The 17814-nt window shown below is 44.4% G+C and carries 12 protein-coding genes and 3 pseudogenes; 4 read left to right on the forward strand and 11 right to left on the reverse strand.

Features of this window, described 5'->3' with window-relative positions:
- Window positions 1–10: 10 nt before the first annotated feature.
- Entirely contained in the window at window positions 11–1015 is a 1005-nt protein-coding gene (locus BVU_RS17535; protein ID WP_011964719.1) for an ISAon1 family transposase, read from the reverse strand.
- A gap of 10 nt (window positions 1016–1025) precedes the next feature.
- Window positions 1026–1376 carry an ISAon1 family transposase N-terminal region protein gene (locus BVU_RS17540; RefSeq protein ID WP_005645980.1) on the reverse strand — a complete coding sequence of 117 codons (351 nt, stop codon included), beginning with the start codon at window positions 1374–1376 and terminating at the stop codon, window positions 1026–1028.
- 115 nt (window positions 1377–1491) lie between these two features.
- On the opposite strand from BVU_RS17540, the gene BVU_RS17545 reads away from it, so the two are divergent.
- The 3 genes from BVU_RS17545 to BVU_RS17555 are packed head-to-tail and all read left to right on the forward strand — an operon-like array spanning window position 1492 to window position 6429.
- Window positions 1492–4188: a SusC/RagA family TonB-linked outer membrane protein gene (locus tag BVU_RS17545; RefSeq protein ID WP_005835700.1), complete on the forward strand. Its 2697-nt coding sequence runs from the start codon at window positions 1492–1494 to the stop codon at window positions 4186–4188.
- A 12-nt stretch (window positions 4189–4200) separates the two neighbouring features.
- On the forward strand, window positions 4201–5817 hold the full coding sequence (locus tag BVU_RS17550; protein WP_012055744.1) for a RagB/SusD family nutrient uptake outer membrane protein: 1617 nt from the start codon (window positions 4201–4203) through the stop codon (window positions 5815–5817).
- 9 nt (window positions 5818–5826) lie between these two features.
- A complete protein-coding gene (locus tag BVU_RS17555) occupies window positions 5827–6429 on the forward strand; it encodes a Crp/Fnr family transcriptional regulator (protein WP_005835699.1) in 603 nt (200 codons plus the stop codon).
- Window positions 6430–6532: 103 nt separating this feature from the next.
- Here BVU_RS17555 and BVU_RS22575 read toward each other — a convergent pair whose 3' ends face one another.
- The 9 genes and pseudogenes from BVU_RS22575 to BVU_RS22905 all read right to left on the reverse strand — a co-directional run bounded on the left by BVU_RS22575 (window position 6533) and on the right by BVU_RS22905 (window position 16060).
- On the reverse strand, window positions 6533–6694 hold the full coding sequence (locus BVU_RS22575; RefSeq protein WP_005835698.1) for a hypothetical protein: 162 nt from the start codon (window positions 6692–6694) through the stop codon (window positions 6533–6535).
- A gap of 367 nt (window positions 6695–7061) precedes the next feature.
- Window positions 7062–7859, reverse strand: coding sequence for an IS21-like element helper ATPase IstB (gene istB, locus BVU_RS17565; protein WP_012055745.1), 798 nt, complete (start codon window positions 7857–7859; stop codon window positions 7062–7064).
- A pseudogene (locus tag BVU_RS17570) lies at window positions 7846–8109 on the reverse strand (IS21 family transposase); the annotation flags it as partial. The gene istB and the pseudogene BVU_RS17570, both read right to left, overlap by 14 nt.
- Window positions 8110–8117: 8 nt before the next feature.
- Window positions 8118–9023, reverse strand: a complete 906-nt coding sequence (locus BVU_RS17575) for an IS982 family transposase (RefSeq protein ID WP_016270147.1) — start codon at window positions 9021–9023, stop codon at window positions 8118–8120.
- A gap of 109 nt (window positions 9024–9132) precedes the next feature.
- Window positions 9133–9606: pseudogene (locus BVU_RS17580) on the reverse strand (Mu transposase domain-containing protein); the annotation flags it as partial.
- Window positions 9607–9667: 61 nt separating this feature from the next.
- Window positions 9668–10531 (reverse strand): phosphodiester glycosidase family protein, encoded by an 864-nt coding sequence (locus BVU_RS17585; protein ID WP_005842472.1) that lies wholly within the window; start codon window positions 10529–10531, stop codon window positions 9668–9670.
- Window positions 10524–11450, reverse strand: a complete 927-nt coding sequence (locus tag BVU_RS17590; protein ID WP_012055748.1) for a phosphodiester glycosidase family protein — start codon at window positions 11448–11450, stop codon at window positions 10524–10526. Before BVU_RS17590 ends, BVU_RS17585 begins: the two co-directional genes overlap by 8 nt.
- 165 nt (window positions 11451–11615) lie before the next feature.
- Complete coding sequence (locus BVU_RS17595) at window positions 11616–12923, reverse strand: RagB/SusD family nutrient uptake outer membrane protein (protein ID WP_005842468.1); 1308 nt, start codon at window positions 12921–12923, stop codon at window positions 11616–11618.
- A gap of 29 nt (window positions 12924–12952) precedes the next feature.
- A pseudogene (locus tag BVU_RS22905) lies at window positions 12953–16060 on the reverse strand (SusC/RagA family TonB-linked outer membrane protein).
- 576 nt (window positions 16061–16636) lie between these two features.
- On the opposite strand from BVU_RS22905, the gene BVU_RS17605 reads away from it, so the two are divergent.
- The gene (locus tag BVU_RS17605; RefSeq protein ID WP_005842464.1) at window positions 16637–17728 is read left to right on the forward strand and encodes an Sb-PDE family phosphodiesterase; all 1092 of its coding nucleotides are present in this window, start codon (window positions 16637–16639) and stop codon (window positions 17726–17728) included.
- The last annotated feature ends 86 nt before the right edge of the window (window positions 17729–17814 follow it).

The following is a 17814-nucleotide window of genomic DNA, read 5'->3' on the forward strand; positions in this document are numbered from 1 at the left end:
AAGCTTTCTTTTAAGCGTATAGCCTAGCCAGTCTGAACATGAAGAATTTCAGATCAGCCACCCCTCTTAACTGGCTTCGAAAAGCTTTGATTTTAGCATTGAACGACTCCGCTGAAGCATTTGTCAATCGTTCTTCAAAATAATTTATGATGGTCGTACTATGGTTTGAAAAGGTATCAAGTACCTTGTTGAACTCCATATAGTCAAACTTTTCCACTTCATTGTACCATCTTGCGAGATTTAGCCTTGCTTCATCGGGACCTGACTTCTTGTTGAAGATGTCTGTCAGTTTCATGCTAAGGCTGTATCCTTCCAGAAGCTTGGGGAATTTATCAAAGAGAATGGCAGCCCTGGTCTTTTGCTGTTCATTCCATTTGCTCCAGTGTTTCAGTATAATATGCTTGCTTCTGCTTACTATCTGTGGCAGGGTTTCTCCGTTCTCCATTCTTTCAGGCTCCCATTTCCCTATTCTCTCCCTTTCCGCCTTACTCTTTGCTTCTTTCTTCTTTTGACGGTGCTCCCTGATAGCCTGATTTTCCGCATCAAGTACTTTCCACCGATAGCGTATTCTTAACCGGTCAACAGCTTCAGACATGAGCTGCTGTACATGAAAACGGTCATTGATCAGCTTTGCGGCAGGAAACACCTTTCTGACCGTCAGCATCATGGCTGAAGATAAATCTGTAGTGACAGTCTTGACAGACAGCCGTTTCCGGTGCGGAAGCCTGCGCAAGATTCCGCTTACCGCATCTGTGGCCACTCCACGAACCATTGCAACTAAAGCCCCCTTACGGCCTTTGGCTGCTTTATTGGTCAGAATCGTATAAACATCTCCATTGCTCAGGCAAGTTTCATCCAAAGAAAGGTTTTCTCCAATGTTTTCAGGATAAAGGAGGTAGTCATGCGCATGTTCGAGTTGGTCCCAGTTCCGGTAATCACTGATTTTCTCCTTGTATTGTTTACGAAGAGTCTGTCCTTTTACGCCATAACGTTCCGCAAGCACACAGATGCTCACAGGAGTAGATTCAATCTCCTTCTTTTAAAAAAGAAACGAACTCAGAATTGAGCCGTGTACCGTCAAATTCGGATAAATCCCAGTCATAGCTGAAGATTTCATTGGAAGACTTGTCAAGCCATTTACGTTTACGGACATGGAGATAAGTGGCGCGACCACGAATAGGGTAGTCTTGGATTGTACGGTACTCACCAAAACCATAGGATATGATATCCGGGTTGGTCTTATCTTCTTTTAGCTGAACTTTTTTTTCATCAAGATAAATATCAAAACGGTCAGCACTCTTGTCGAAATTGACAATATCAAAGTTGTCTATAAGCACATCCGGAAGGATGGCACGAAGGAGTCGTTCGGGTTTCATAAAACAAAGGTAAGCAAAGATAGCTAATTTTAAAACTTACCAACCAGAAATTTCCGCTGAGCCAGATTTATTAACTGTCTGGTCTGGGGAATCTACAGAGATTTAACGAATCAAGATGGGAAGAGTCAGTCTTTGTCTTGTCATAATGTTCTTCATCTGTAGTGCTCAAAAAATTGATGCACAAGTACAGAATATCAGAGAGAAACAAGATACCATTTCGGCGACTAAATCATTAGAGCATATCAGGCCCGAGAATATCAAGAAGGGACCATTGAATAATGCTTTGGATGTATTGAGTGGTCAGTCTGCCGGTGTGAACGTCACCACTAATGGGACTGACAGGCTCGCTATGCTGAATAGTATCCGTGTGCGTGGTACCACATCCATTATGGGTGGCAATGACCCGTTAGTAATTATTGACGGAGTGACATCTGACATCGCTACGCTATCTACCATATATCCCGCAGACATCGAGAGTTTCACTATTTTGAAGAATGCTACCGAAACGGCAATGTACGGTTCCCGTGGTGCTTCAGGTGTAATTGAGATTAAGACCAAGAAAGGAACGGGGCGAGGTTTCGAAATATCATATGATGGCAACTACGGATTCGAGTCAATGTATAAACATCTGCAAATGCTCAACGGCCCGGAGTATATAGCTACAGCAGAGGCACTTGGATTAGATTACAATAATGGTGGCTACAACACCAATTTTCACGATGTAATTACTCGTACGGGCTTGATACATCAGCATCACTTGGCTTTTAGCGGTGGTTCGGAAAACTCAAACTATCGAGCATCGTTCGGTTTTATGGATCATAATACAATTGTCAAAGTTAACGATTACCGAAATTTAGTGGTAAAACTTGATGCTACACAAAAGGCTTTCGATGGTCGCTTAGTTGGCGATTTTGGTGTATATGGCTACTCGTCAAAGATACACGACATTTTCGATACACGAATGCTGTTTTACTCGGCAGCTGCACAGAATCCTACATATCCAGCAGGAACTGATGTTAATGGCAACTGGGTGAAGAACTCGGCTGCATCACACATCAACCACCCCGGAGCACTCCTCTATGAGAAAAATGACTCCGAAGAACGGAATTTCAATACACATTTGGGGCTGAAATTTAATATCCTTGACAATTTGATATTGTCGGCTTTCGGCTCTTATTCATATTCATCTACGGGAAATGCTCAATTTTGTCCTACATGGGTGTGGGCGCAAGGCAATGTTTATCGTGGAGAGTTCAAGGGTGAAGACTACTTTACAAATGTGTCCCTCTCATATAACAATGCTTGGGGAGACTCACACCTTGATGCTGTTGTTGGCGCAGAATATCTTAAACAGGTAAGGACTGGTTTATGGGTGCAGGCAAAAGGAATAACAACAAATGATTTCTCCTATAATAACATCGGAGCAACATCATCGCGTCCTTTCGGTGGTACGAGCAGTAGCTATGAAGACCCGTCACTTGCTTCAATAATGGGTAGTGTCACATATAGTTACAAGGATAGATATTCTATTGCGGCAGCACTCCGTGGAGATGGCTCTTCAATGGTAAGCGATAACAATACTTTCGGATTCTTCCCATCAGTATCACTGGGTTGGGATGTAAAAAAAGAAGGCTTCCTCTCTGATACTGACTTTATAACAATGTTGAAACTAAGAACCGGATATGGTCGGTCAGGAAATCTTGGAGGTATAACATCCTATACAACACTTAATACCGTAAAGGAGAATGGTATCGTATCCATCAACGGTGCACCTACCGTAACAATGGGAAGTATACGCAACACGAATCCGGACCTTAAGTGGGAGACTCGTTCAACATTTAATATCGGTTTTGACTTAGGTATATGGGATAATCGGTTGATGCTTACCTCGGAATTATATTACTCAAAGACAACGGATATGCTCTATGAGTATGATGTTCCCGTTCCGACCTTTGCGTTCGATAAACTGATGGCAAATATCGGCTCGATGTCTAACCAGGGTGTCGAACTAGGAATCTCGGTAGTTCCCATTCAACGAAAGGATATGGAGATGAATATCAACTTCAATATGTCCTACCAGAAGAATAAGTTACTTTCGCTTAGTGGAGAGTATAATGGTATGCATATGACAGCTTCAGATATTACTCCGATTGGCTCGCTTTATGGTGCAGGTCAGAACGGTGGAGACAATAATGTAGTATATCAGATTGTAGGTCAGCCATTGGGGGTATTCTATCTACCTCACTGCAAAGGGCTTAAAGAAAATGAACTTGGTGGCTACAGTTACGATATTGAAGATTTGAATGATGATGGCGAGATTGATTTTAGCGATGGCGGAGACAGGTATATAGCAGGTCAGGCAACCCCCAAGGTAACTATTGGATCAAACATCAGTTTCCGTTACAAGTCCTTTGATATTGCCATGCAGATAAATGGTGCTTTCGGTCATAAGATATTCAATGGCACGGGCTTGGCTTATACCAATATGTCTATATTCCCTGACTACAATGTATTGAAGGGTGCTCCTGAAAAAAATATTATTGATCAGAATGTTTCAGACTATTGGTTGGAAAAAGGTGACTATGTAAATATTGAACATATTACCATAGGCTACAATATTCCAATGAAATCCAAGGCTGTGAAGTCATTGCGTCTTTCGGCAGGCATTAGCAACCTTGCAACAATCACAGGCTATAGCGGTCTTACTCCAATGATAAACAGTTATGTAGTAAGCAACACTTTGGGCATTGACGACAAACGCACCTATCCTTTATATCGTACCTATTCGTTAGGTCTTAGTATTCAATTCTAACCGCTTACAGTTATGAAAAGATATATAAACATATTGATGGTTGCTTTGGCAACGATGATGACCTCTTGTCTTACTGAAGACCCTAGAGATCAACTTTATGAAGAAGACATTTACAACAATGCCAACAACATATATATTAATGCAGTGGCTGTGCTCTACAATTACATTGGTGGCAGTGCAGACAGTGAGGGTTTACAGGGGACCTGTCGTGGGATTTATGACTATAACACACTTACTACAGACGAAGCCATGATACCTATTCGTGGTGGCGACTGGTACGATGGAGGTTTGTGGACGAATATGTATCAGCATAAGTGGAGTCCTAATGATTTACCACTCTACAATACTTGGAAATACCTCTACAAGGTTGTTGTGTTATCGAACAAATCTCTGCATATCATCGATAAGTATAGCCATAACCTATCTGAGGAGCAGAGAGTGGCCTACGAAGCTGAGGTGCGAGCTCTGAGAGCACTTTTCTACTACTACATTATGGATATGTATGGCAGAGTGCCCATCGTAACATCCTATGAACAACCGCAGGATGAAGTTGTGCAGAGCGAGCGTAGCGAGGTTTTCCGTTTTATCGTGAATGAGTTGCAGGAGGTTGCCGAGTTGTTGCCAAATGAGCGTAGTAATAAGATGGGTAACTACTATGGTCGTATAACAACACCTGTAGCTAATTTCCTTTTGGCTAAGTTGGCTCTTAATGCCGAGATATATTGTGATGATAATTGGACTGATGGCGTTCCACGGAACGGTAAAGAGATATTTTTCACCGTCGATGGTGAGAAACTCAACGCTTGGCAGACCTGTATCAAATATTGCAATAAACTTGCCGAGGTAGGTTATCGGTTGGAGGACGATTATAGCTATAATTTCTCTGTGCATAACGAGAACTCCAACGAAAACATATTCACCATTCCGTTGGATAAGAACCTCTATGCTGCGCAGTTCTGGTATCTCTTCCGATCACGACACTACAACCATGGCGGTGCGTTGGGGGGCTCATCGGAAAATGGTACCAGTGCCAATATCTCAACAGTCTTAGCCAACGGATACGGCACAGATGATGTAGATGCTCGCTTTGAAAAGAACTTCTATGCCGGCATCGTAGAGGTTGATGGAAAGCCTGTAATGATGGACAATGGACAGCAGTTGGAGTATTTCCCATTGGAGCTAAAGTTGAATCTTACGGGAAGCTCCTATGTCAAGACAGCTGGTGCTCGTATGGCAAAATATGAGGTTGATAGGACCTCACATTCCGACGGTAGACAACCGGATAACGACATCGTGCTATTCCGCTATGCCGATGCTCTCCTGATGAAGTCCGAGGCAAAGGTACGTAATGGTGAGGATGGCTCGTTGGAGTTGAACGAAGTCCGAGGTCGTGTTGGTATGCCATATCGAGAAGCTACGCTTGAGAACATATTGAAAGAGCGTTTGTTGGAGTTAGTATGGGAAGGCTGGCGACGACAAGATATGGTGCGTTTTGGAGTTTATCACAAATCATACGATCAGCGAATCCAACTGGCTGATGAGAAAAATGGGTATACCACAGTTTTTCCTATTCCACAAAAAAGTATAGACTTGAACCCAAAATTGAAACAAAATGTTGGATATAAATAACTTTAGCCTATGAGTATTCAATTTGACATTGCAAAACAGATTATAGCTGAAACATGCCCTAATCGCAAACTTAAGTTGGAGAATATTCGCCTTTTTGCAGATATTATTCAGCCTAAGAAATATCAAAAAGGTGATATAATTCTAAATGAAGGTGATATCTGTAATTGCCTATTTTATATAGAAAAGGGATTTATTAGACAGCACTACCTAAAGCATGATAAGGATGTGATAGAACATTTAGCATGTGAAAAAGATGTTGTCTGGTGTATTGACAGCTATTTTAACCGAGAGCCAACACATCTTATGATGGATGCTGTAGAAAACAGTGTTTTATGGGAAATTCCGCGTGATATAATGGAAGAACTTTCTGATGCTAATGGTGATATAGCTTATCTATATCGGAGTTTTTTTGAAAATTCCTTAATGTTATCACAATTAAAGGCTGACATTTTACGTTTCGAATCAGCAAATGACAGATACGCTAGATTACAGCAACATTTTCCTGAAATAACTAGAAGAGCACCTTTGACAATGATTGCTTCATATCTTCAGATGACATTGGAAACATTAAGCAGAGTACGTGCATCAATAGCTAATGCTGAGAGCAAATAAAGCAAACTAACTATTAGGACTTAACTAACATCAAAAACAGGTCAGGATATAGCGTCCTGACCTGTTTCTTTAATAAACTTAAAAGCTATGGATTAATGAGATGTTAGTCATCGTCATCATCATCGAATTCATCCTCATCGTCGTCATCATCATATTCTATTGCTTCACTTTCTTCAATAATGTTACTAAAAGCTCCTGTTAAATCAAAATGATAGTTCTTTTTATTGTTAAAAAATTCATACGTGATAGAGCCGAAAGTATTCATAATATGTAACTGATGTTTATGACTCACTCATCTTATTCGAAAAATAAGGGCAAACTAAAAAGTGTATGTTTACTATATTGAAGTCATATCTTTTGAACGACAAAAAGTAAATACTTATATAGAACAACTTCCAACATAATAATCACTTTTTAGCATGCCGCATACATTGTTAACCTTAAAAATCTTTTTACCTGTTGCAAGTAAATCTTACATTTACTATGCATAAACTAAACCCTATTTACTTTCCTCTCTTGCTTAACTTTAAATTATAAAAGACAGGGATCATACCAGTGGGGCACACATGTACCTTGCAAATTTACACACCTCATTTTTATGTAATTTAATATATCCCACTTTTAGCAGGATATTACTTTACAGTTGTTAACTCTTTTAAAGTGTCTGTATCTTCACTCCGATTGCTAAAAATTGTTTTCCTGTTTTCCATCCGATAGCTGTTTCTTGACAGTTGTATAATCTCACAACAGTAGAGCAGTCTGTCAAGCAATGCCGCTGCGACAGCTTCCTCTCCCGGTATTGCCAGCCACTCTGTAAGGGAGTAGTTGGCTGTAACGATAAGCGATGTCTTTTCCTGAAACTCATTCACCAGTTTGAACAGCAACATGATATCTTCTCTTTTCAAGGGAAAGAGTGTGGCATTGTCAATGGCCAGCAGCTGTGCCTTCATGATCCGTTTGTAGGTTTTCATCGCATGCCTGGAAACATCCCTTGTCTTCAGACAGGTCAGAAGGTCCTCCAGCGTAACCATATATGCCCTGTATCCGGCTTTCACCGCCTCATGGACAAGTCCGGCGGCAATATAGGTCTTTCCTGTTCCGGAACCGCCTGCCAGAAGCAGGTTGTATGCCTGTCCCACCCATACCAGCTCGCGCAGTTCGCGCAGCTTTCTGGAGTCGATTCCTTCCGTCCGGGTAAAGTCGTAACGGTCCAGATCATGCCTTGCAGGAAGCCCGGCCGCTTTCAAACGACACAAATATTTCCGGTTCTCCCTGGTCCGGACCTCCTCCCTGAGGCAGGCGAGTAGAAACTCCGGATAGGTCAGCTGCTTTTCCTGGGCCTGATGCAGCAGTTCCTCCAGATGTTCGGTCAGATTGCCCAGCTTGAGCATACGTGCACATTCCATGAGTTCCTTCTTATGTCTTGTCATAATCCCTGAGTATTTCGTTATAAGACTGTATCAATCCGCCTTGTCGGGGCAGGTGATCCTCCAGTCCGTATATTTCTGTTCCATTTTCCTTTCCCCTGCACACATATTCACACAGGCTTTTAACCGAGTCCCCGTTATAGATGCCTTTGTCCAGACATATCCGTATGGCCTCTATCAGTGTATTCTTGTCATATCCGGGAATTATGCGCAGGATCACCTCCAGATTATCCCTGTAATAAACGTGAGTTCGAAATAAAATCAAAAAATAGCAAGTTGTCCGTCATTGACAAACTTTACGTCAATGGCGGGCTTTTTTTCAAAAAAGCAGTATGCCGCGATAGCCGACAAGGAGTTGGCTATAAAGTTACTGAATGAACGATGTCTTGAGTGTTCAATCTGTGCGATGTTCTTCAGTTCGTCATTGACCGTTTCAATCAAGGCTCTTTTTCTTAGCAAAATCTTGTCGGCAATACTCATCAGTGAGTTCCTCATATTATTTTTAACTTTAGTAACAAGTTGTATGCCATTAAGGAAAAGGTTTTCAAACAGAGCCTGACCTATATATCCCTTGTCTGCACATAGTTTTCCTTTGATGTTTTCCAGAAACCTACCCTGTTTCAATGGTTCCCGGTCATCCACGTTTCCAGGCGTGAACATGAAATTGAGGATTTCACCCTTGTCATTGATTATCAGATGCAGCTTGAATCCGAAGAACCATCCCATAGAACATCTTCCACGCTCGGCAAGCCCTTCAAATGTCTTATGAATCAAGATTCTTTGGTTACGACATACACATAAGGGAGTGGAATCAACGAAACTGATGCCGGTACAAGTTCCCAGCAGTACTCTTTTGATGAATATGGTCATGGGAAGCAATACTTCCTTCTCCAGTTCCACAAAACGGTTATAAGAAACCTGACGAGGAAAAAGGTGTTTCAGATGTTTACAGACATACTCCTTGTAGTAATGCTTGAAACAACGGAAACCACCGGAGTGAAACAGGATTAGAATAACCATAATCTCTGCATCACTCATACGGTTGGGTTTGTTACGATGCATGGTCTTCATATCCTTAATCATATATTTTTCCTGTTGCAATGTAAATTCCTTGCAAAAATCATCGGCCATACAATAAATCTCTGTAACTTTAGACTCTGGAAACATAGTGGTAATCGTTTAAATGTTATAATTCAGCACTATAAATTTAATACTTTTATCGCTATGTTTCTAATTATAAGTGAAATATATTTATTTTTATTTCGAACTCACGTTAATAACGTTCCTTCCTCCTTTTCAGATTATCCATCCACATGGCTACCTCCCTGTTGCCCGACACATGGACAAGGATGCGTTCGGCTATCTTCACTCCGGCGTTTCTCGGTTTTCTGTGGGAGTCGTCATAAACGGTCCTTCCCTTTCTGGTACAGAGCGCATGCCGGCAGATGAGTTTCCCCGTATCCTTGTTGTACAGCTCCACATTCCCTTCCGTTTCCTGCAGCCAGACGGTTGTCTGCCCGCTCCGGTAAGTTCCGCATGGCAGGCTGTAATAATTCCCCCTGTACTGCACTGTATTGTCCTTGCGTACATGGTATTCCCTCATCTCCTCCTGCGGTGGTTGTGGCGTCCCATGATAGGGCATGAGAAAGCCTTTTTCCACGGCAAACTCTTCCCGGGGAAAAAGACGGGTGGTCCCGTGCACCTTCCCGTTCCCCGTCCTTTCAAGCCATTCGAGGGCCTCCCTGTTCAGACTGTTCCTGCATGATTGATGCAGTACTCCCCGATTTGTCTGTGAGCAAGCATGTTGTACTCTATGGATTTGTCAATCTTCGAACGGCTATGATGTTGTGGACTTTTCTTTCTCCTTTGTTGTCGAATTTCTTGTTGTCGCTTGGGTGGTTGACCACTTGACCATTCACCCATAAGGTGGTAGAACCGCCTCCATCCAGATTAAGTGCGCAATGTGCCTTCAGAATTCGCAAAAGATAGGCAAGTTCTGCAATGGACATTCCATCTGCGTGCCCTTCTGCCCTTCCATCTACCGCTACCAGCATTATGTCACCTTCTTTTGTGAGTGCAATGGCACTTCTGGGATGTCTGGTCTCTGAGAATTCCCGATCTATCGTCGTGAAGTCACACGTCTTGCCGTCCTGCATCAAGAGCGGTCCGGACGCAAGTATATCCCCATCCAGCGGGAACCCTTTCTTCTCATTTTCGTCGTTCCATGGTATGATCCGGATATTGTTATCCACCATGTGTACGGCACCATTGACACGCAAATGCCTTTCTTCGGTAGTTGTCGTATCTATTACCGCTTCATTTTTACGGAGGTAACAGGTAGAGAAGCCTTCCTTGATACTGAAGTACGACCCGTTTATGGCTGCAGAAGAACGGCTTTGTTCAGCCAATTGGCTAGTGGTGGTCAGCGAGTCCGTCGTAGCAATAAAGGCTGTATAGCCTTCCGCTCTTCCAATGGTCAGGATGCTGATGGATTGCTTGCCTCCAAACAGGCCTTCTATCGAAGCTTGTTTCAACTGGATGCCTTGCAGTGAAGATGTTCTCTCCCATTTGGCCGATACGATGGCCAGGGAATCCGATGGATTGCTGGCTTTGGAAAGCTGTACGCCCGTGAGTGTGAGCACTGAAGCAAAGATGAAACTGAGATATTTATTCATGGTTTTCAGATGATTTGATGACAATGAACGAGGTTACTCTGCGTTGTCCCGCATGGTCGAATTTCTTGTTGTCAGTCGGATGGTTCACGACCCCTCCTACTCGCTGCTCTGAAGAGGCAATCCACATGGTAGTGGACCCTCCACCATCCAGGTTCAAGGCTGATTGGGGGCAGAAGTAAGTAAGTAGAAATCGGGTCAGTTCGTTTGCAGACATTCCTGCCGCCTGGGTACTTCTTCCGTCAACGGTTATCAAAAGCAGTTTCTTATGCTCTGTAAGTGCTACCGCTGTCCGCGGGTGTCTCACTCCCTGGTGCCTTCTGAAGTCTTCGTAATCAAGCTTGTTCAGGTCCATTCCTTCTACGTTTCCGGTAAAATTCAGCCCTACAGGATCGTTGTTGTCTATCAACATGGGAGCACCGGATAAAATGTTTGCTGCGGGGTGTGAAAGAAAAGTCGAGTCGCTGGCAAATCGGATGTCGATGTTCTTGTTGTCGTCATCGAACAGGAAGGCACCTTCGTGTTTCCAGTATCGAATGTGTGTGCTGTCCAAACGGTTTTGGGCAAGGAGTCTACCTCCGATTTTGATGAACGATGCTTCGGCCTCGTAGGTTCCGTTGATGGCGGCAGCCGCATTGTTGCGTTCCGCTACAGAAGATAGGGAATCCCCATGCTCTTCGTAAACAAGCTGTATATCATAACTTGGGGAGGTCAGGTCGACCTCGAGAACGTCTACATTTTGGTGCGCTTGGCTGATGGAGTCATATCCGGCGAATCGGTAATGTATCAGTGCCGGCGCAATGGTGTCTGCCACCCACCCGTCCGAAATACGCAGTACCGGGTTTGAAGCTGATCCCTTGTTGGATATTGTCATGCAAGACAAGCACAGTAGGGAAATAAAGGCGGTTTTCAGTTTTTTCATGAGAATCCATTAAAAGTTGGGCGTTGGGGTATTCCCAACGCCCGATAGTGACTATTTCCGTTGCCCTTCACATTCCAATCGAAACAGAGGTTGGCAGGCTGTCCCAACAGAAACCAACAGTATCCCGACCGAGCAGGGCAACGATGAATAACAGGGATTGGTTTATCAGTTATATTCGTTGAGGTTGGGATTGTATTGCACCTCTGATTCCGGCAAGGGAAGATAAAGGTTTGTCTTTCCGTTCATGGACACTACCTCTTCGGAAATCTTGTTGGTACGAATCAGGTCAAAAAACAGGAAGCCCTCACAGTAAAGTTCCTTTCTGCGTTCCAGGGCTACTTTCTTCTGGTAGTCTTCCTCCGAAGCAATATCCGAGTTGTTGTACGGATTCAATCCTCTTGAACGGCGCAGCTCGTTCAGTCTATTCAGTCCGTTCCGTCCTTGTGCTTCCGCACTAATCAGGTACATTTCTGCAATACGTGAAACGATGAGCGGCGTAAAATCTCTGAACTTGTTCATGATGATATAGGTTTCGGAAACGCTCTCCAGCGTAGTGATGCAGGTGTTGTTGCGCGTATCAGCCGGATCCTCGAACAGTTTCTCCGATTCGGGAGACGGGCAGAGAAACCAGCTTCCTTTCATCGGTGAGTTGTAGGTGGTGAACAGGGCGTACAAGTTCTGGCCTCCTTCGCTAGTGTTGTTGCGGAAACTGAAGATTATCTCGCTGTTGTTGGTTGTCGTGAAGATGTTGTCGTAGTTTTCGCTGAGTTTGAATTTGGGATTTGCGATCAGCGTTTCAGCCATATTTTTGGCCGTTTCCATATCTCCGGTTGTCAGGGCCAAGCGTGCCATCAGAGCTTGGGCTGCTTCGAGGCTTACCGTGAAGGGTGCGCCCGAAGTTTCACCAAAAGGTTTCAAATGTCCTTCATCGATACAAAAACTTAACTCTTCCTTGATGAAGTTGAACACAGCGGACTGTTTGTCACGCTTTACGTTCTCCAGGGTATTGTCCTTGATGATGGGAACACCATCCCAGCGTGTGGCCAGACAGTAATAGGCGTATGCCCGGAGGAAACGAGCCTGTGCCTCTATATGGGTGTTCTTTTCACTGGGCTCCAAATTGGAAAGGATGGAAAGGGTGGTATTGGCATTGTAAATGGCCTTGTAGTAACCACGCCACATCGTAAGCAGCGTACCGTTATTGGAGGGTATCTCGTTGTTTACAAAGTCATTGGAACCGCTCAGGTAGGTATTGATCAGATTCTCGCCCCGCATGTCAAAGAGTACCCAGGTGTCGCGACCCGGGTCGTTCTGTAACGAGCGGTAGGTACCGGTTAGCAGTTGTTCCACTTCACCTTGTCCGAGAATGGAGGGTGAGACGGCCGTTGCAGGTTCCAGATCCAACCAGGAGCAGGAACTGGTACCCAACGCGGTGCCCAGCATTAATGTATATATCAGATGATTTAGTTTCATGATGAATATCGATTATAAATGAATTATATTTAGAAAGTAAGATTGAAGCCGCAGACAAACGTACGCAACTGAGGAACGGTCATGGCATCCTCGCCCATTGTCTTGGAATTGTTGACTGAGTAGCTGACTTCAGGGTCATATCCAGGATAAGAGCTGATGGTCCACAGATTCTGTGCGGACAGGTACACACGCATATTGCTGATGTTCAGCTTCTGGGTCAGGTTTGACGGAAGGGTATACCCCAGTGTCACATCCTTGAATTTGAAGTATGAGCCATCATGAAGCAGGTAGGTAGATGCCTGTGTGTTGTGCGTGCTGATCATGGCACGAGGTATCGAGTTGTTTGTGCCGGGGCCGGTCCATCGGTTGGCAGCAATGTCCTTACGCATGCCGTAGTTGTTGTGTCCAACGGCATCAATACCACCCATACCGGTAGCATAGACATCGTTGCCAACGGAGAAAGTGTTGAAGATGGTCAGGTCGAAATTGCCGTATCTGAACCGGTTGGTGAGACCACCGAAGAAATCCGGAAGGGGCTTTCCGACGATTTCCTTGTCGGCGGGTGTCAAATCACCATCATTGTCCTTGTCTGCATACTTGATGTCACCGGCACGAACCCCCTTGGCATAAAGTTTTTCAGGAACCTCTTGATTATCTTGATAGATACCATCCATTTTATACATGTAGAAGGATCCGATGGGTTGTCCCACCTGAAGGACATGGTTGCCTACAGGAATGGGCTTTTCATCAATCAGTGAGGTCAGCTTGTTCTTGATCGTTGAGATGTTGAACTGTGTATCCCAGCTGAACCGGTCGTTCATGATGTTGTGACTCTCTACATTGAATTCGAAACCGGTGTTTCGCATGCTGCCGATGTTTTGGGTAATGGATGAGAATCCAGTTGTAGTATGCAGCGGGCGGTCATAAAGCAAGTCTTTCGTGTTCTTGATGAAATAGTCCATACCGACAGTGACTCTGTCATTGAACAGCGACAGGTCCAGACCGATGTTTGTCTGGTCGGACTTTTCCCATTTCAAGTCCGGATTGGCCAGGGTGGTGATAGCAATGCCGTCCTGGCCGTTGTAGTTGTGTCCGCCATTTGCCAGTGAACGGGAGTCATAGTTTCCAATTCCTTCCTGGTTACCGGTCATACCCCAGCTGGCACGCAGCTTCAGGTCCGAGATGATTCCGTCTTTTGGAAAAAAGGATTCGTTGCTGATGCGCCAAGCACCTGACACCGATGGGAAGGTACCCCATTGGTTACCGTCAGCGAACTTGGATGAACCGTCTGCACGGATAGAGAAGGTGAAAAGGTATCTGTCCGCATAACCCATGTTCAATCGGAAGAAGGTAGAGATGAGTCGATTCTTTCCTCCGGTGGTAGAAGCGCTGTTGATTCTACCTGCCGCGTTGATGTAGTCAAATTGTGAAGACGGGAAGTCCTTGCCGACAATAGAACTGGCATCTGTGTTGATTTCTTGCATGGAGTACCCTCCCAATGCCGTGAAATTGAAGTCCTTGATCTGTTTGGTATAAGTCAATGTATTATCGATCAGATAATTCTGCATCATCGAACGATAGTCTGTAATCTCACCTTTCGGACTGCCGTAGGGATGGTCCTTAGTCAGCTTCAGATAGTCGTTTGAATAGCGGATGTCTCCGCTCAGGCTGAGCTTGTATTCCAGTCCTTCCAACAGTTTGATGGTCAGGTAGGCGTTGGCCAGCACTCTGTACCATTCGTTTTTGGACTTTTGTTCATTTAGGACCTGGATCCCGTTGTGTCGTGGAATATCCACGCCTCCAATCATGTATCTTCCATCTTCTTTGAACGGCACATCAAACGGCCGCTGCTCGATGGAGCGTGTAAAGATGCCGTTGCCGACGTTGTCATTGGGAACGCGGTTGTTAATGGTTTTGCTGAGTGCAATGGACACCCCAGTCTAGAAGGCGTTGGAGATGTCGTGGTCGACATTGGTGCGGAGTGAATATCTCCGGAATCGGTTCGTAAGGATAATACCTTCCTGGTCGAAGTATCCCAAAGAAGAGTAGAAACGCGTCTTTTCGCTACCGCTGGAAACCGAAACCTCGTAGTTTTGTACGGCTGCTTGGTCGTGAGTAATGAGATCGATCCAGTCTGTATCGGGTTGTCCCGGACGGGGGTTGACTTCCAGAGTCTTGTAGAGGTTGTCTCCCGGTTTCAGGTTGTTTTGGGTATTGTAGTTGTTGACGGCTTCGTTACGAACAGTAAGGTAAAGATCCGAGTCAGCCATTTCGATTTCCTTGGGAAGTGACTGCAAACCGTATGAAGCACTAAGATTTACGGTTGTCCGTTGGCCTTTCTTTCCTCTCTTGGTGGTGACCATCACAACACCGTTGGTAGCTCTCGAACCATAGATGGCCGTTGCCGCTGCATCCTTCAGTACGTCTATTGACTCGATGTCGTTGGGATTGAGCATGGACAGCGGATTCTGCACGCTACCACCAAAGCGTCCGTTGACGCCTGAATTGTCCGAGTTGCTTACAGGTATACCGTCAATGACGAACAATGGTTCGTTTGAGCCGTTGATAGACCCTACACCACGGATGCTGACACGGACAGCTCCACCGGGCATACCTGATGCGTTCGTAATGTTTACACCGCTCAGGTTACCTTGCATCATCTGGTCCAAGCTGGTTGTTACCGAAAGCTTTTTGTCGCTGGCCTTGAGTGAGGAGGTTGAACCGGTCAGTTCTTTCTTTTTCTGGACGGCGTATCCGACAACGACCAACTCATCCAGCGCAACTGCATCTTCTTCGAGCACAATTTTCTCGACCAGCTGGTCTCCTTTCAGTTCCTGTGTCTTGTATCCAACGTAGGAGATGACAATGACAGCATCCCGATTGGATAGCGAGAGCTGGTATTGGCCGTTGAAATCTGTGATACATCCGTTGTCTGTACCTTTCTCAAAGATGGTTACTCCAATCAGTGGGTTTCCATCCTTGTCAACAATGGTACCGTTGACATTCTTCTTTGTCACAACATACTCTTTGGTCAACATCTTGCTGTAAGTCTGTGATGCAAGAGCAGGATGAGACATCCCTAAGTGACAGCATGTAATACAGATAGACGATGCAATCTGTAAGTAACGTAATTTCATATAACAATATTTAATAACTAAAAATCCTTTGTTGACAAGTAGTCAATAACTCTTAAAAACGGTCGCAAAGTAAGGCATATCCGTATTACAGGGAAAGCGAAACTGGTTAAGTTCCAAATTCGAAAGCGTTAAGAAAATGTTACATAAAAAAACCGGTAAGTCAAAGATGACCGCTCGTATATATTAAGGTATCGTTGCCAAGTATGAGGAGTTCGGGGAGAGGTTCCGGGTAGGTGGATTGTAATCGATTAATGTAAAAAAACGTACTTTATTTTGTCATTGAAACGTTTCTGCCACTTAACTGCTATGTAATATGATGCCGGTATTTTTGCCACCATATCAATAACAGGCATATATCATCAAATACATGAATCATAGAGCAAAAGTCCTTTCCGGCATGGGTAGTGTGCCACTTTTATCCGTCGCTGCGCCAATGTCTTTTTGGAGAGGATGTGGATTGATGGAGCATTCAGTAATCAGCCAAATGGAACTTTGTCGGTATGCGGATAATCCTGCTTTATTGCCTCTAAACCCTGCTTGGAAATAGTAAATTCATCATTTAAATTAATAGATTATATGGAAGTAAAGAAAGTATTGGTGAGTGCATTCCTTTTGACCACTTGCTTGATGAGTGGACAGGCGCAACGCCGGAATGAAATTCAGGTTCCTGATTTGGACGGATATACCACGTTGAAGTGTGACTTTCACATGCACTCTGTGTTCTCCGATGGTCTGGTTTGGCCTACCGTGCGTGTAGATGAAGCCTACCGGGATGGACTGGATGCCATTTCACTGACAGAACATATTGAGTACCGCCCTCACAAACAGGATGTTGTTTCGGATCATAACCGTTCGTTCGACCTTTGTCGGGAACAAGCTGAGAAGTTGGGGATACTTTTGATTAAGGGCAGTGAGATTACGCGAGCCATGGCACCCGGACACTTTAATGCCATCTTCTTGTCTGATTCCAATCCATTGGAACAAAAAGACTACAAGGATGCTTTTCGTGAAGCCAAAAAGCAGGGCGCTTTTATGTTTTGGAACCATCCCGGATGGGATAGTCAACAACCGGATACGACCAAGTGGTGGCCAGAACATACAGCACTCTATCAAGAAGGCTGTATGCACGGTATCGAAGTGGCAAACGGTCATTTGTATATGCCTGAAGCCATTCAGTGGTGTTTGGATAAAAACCTTACGATGATCGGTACTTCCGATATTCATCAGCCGATTCAGACTGATTACGACTTTGAGAAAGGAGAACACCGTACCATGACGTTTGTCTTTGCGAAGGAACGCTCTTTGCAAGGTATCCGCGAAGCTTTAGACAATCGCCGTACTGCTGCTTATTTTCATGAGTTGCTGATAGGACGAGAAGACTTGCTTCGTCCCTTTTTTGAAAAGTGCGTGAAGATTGAAGAGGTAAGTCGTAATGAGCAAGGAGTGACGCTCTCTATCACCAATGTGACGGATCTTGTTTTGAAACTGAAAAAGACAGCGCATGACACTTTATTGGTGTATTTCCGGGATATGACCTTAAAGCCACATACGCGTTACACTGTCCGTATCGGGTTTAAACAGGGTATCAAAGGTGGCGATGTAAATTTCGAGGTAACGAACTTTATTGTGGCTCCCGATAAAGGACTGAAATATACCATTTCTCTGTGAGATGCTATCGATAGTAATTCATGGACTGATCTTTTGCCTGCACGCTGTTCCTACTCTTTTGAAGAGTTAGAATAAGCAATAACGGT

The sequence above is a fragment of the Phocaeicola vulgatus ATCC 8482 genome (genome assembly GCF_000012825.1).
GTDB lineage: Bacteria > Bacteroidota > Bacteroidia > Bacteroidales > Bacteroidaceae > Phocaeicola > Phocaeicola vulgatus.

Bases quoted from the DNA above. Each gene is read 5' to 3' on its own strand.
- BVU_RS17540 (WP_005645980.1), bottom strand. From the start codon at position 1,376: ATGAAACCCGAACGACTCCTTCGTGCCATCCTTCCGGATGTGCTTATA.
- BVU_RS17545 (WP_005835700.1), top strand. From the start codon at position 1,492: ATGGGAAGAGTCAGTCTTTGTCTTGTCATAATGTTCTTCATCTGTAGT.
- BVU_RS17550 (WP_012055744.1), top strand. From the start codon at position 4,201: ATGAAAAGATATATAAACATATTGATGGTTGCTTTGGCAACGATGATG.
- BVU_RS17555 (WP_005835699.1), top strand. From the start codon at position 5,827: ATGAGTATTCAATTTGACATTGCAAAACAGATTATAGCTGAAACATGC.
- BVU_RS22575 (WP_005835698.1), bottom strand. From the start codon at position 6,694: ATGAATACTTTCGGCTCTATCACGTATGAATTTTTTAACAATAAAAAG.
- istB (WP_012055745.1), bottom strand. From the start codon at position 7,859: ATGACAAGACATAAGAAGGAACTCATGGAATGTGCACGTATGCTCAAG.
- BVU_RS17575 (WP_016270147.1), bottom strand. From the start codon at position 9,023: ATGTTTCCAGAGTCTAAAGTTACAGAGATTTATTGTATGGCCGATGAT.
- BVU_RS17585 (WP_005842472.1), bottom strand. From the start codon at position 10,531: ATGAATAAATATCTCAGTTTCATCTTTGCTTCAGTGCTCACACTCACG.
- BVU_RS17590 (WP_012055748.1), bottom strand. From the start codon at position 11,450: ATGAAAAAACTGAAAACCGCCTTTATTTCCCTACTGTGCTTGTCTTGC.
- BVU_RS17595 (WP_005842468.1), bottom strand. From the start codon at position 12,923: ATGAAACTAAATCATCTGATATATACATTAATGCTGGGCACCGCGTTG.
- BVU_RS17605 (WP_005842464.1), top strand. From the start codon at position 16,637: ATGGAAGTAAAGAAAGTATTGGTGAGTGCATTCCTTTTGACCACTTGC.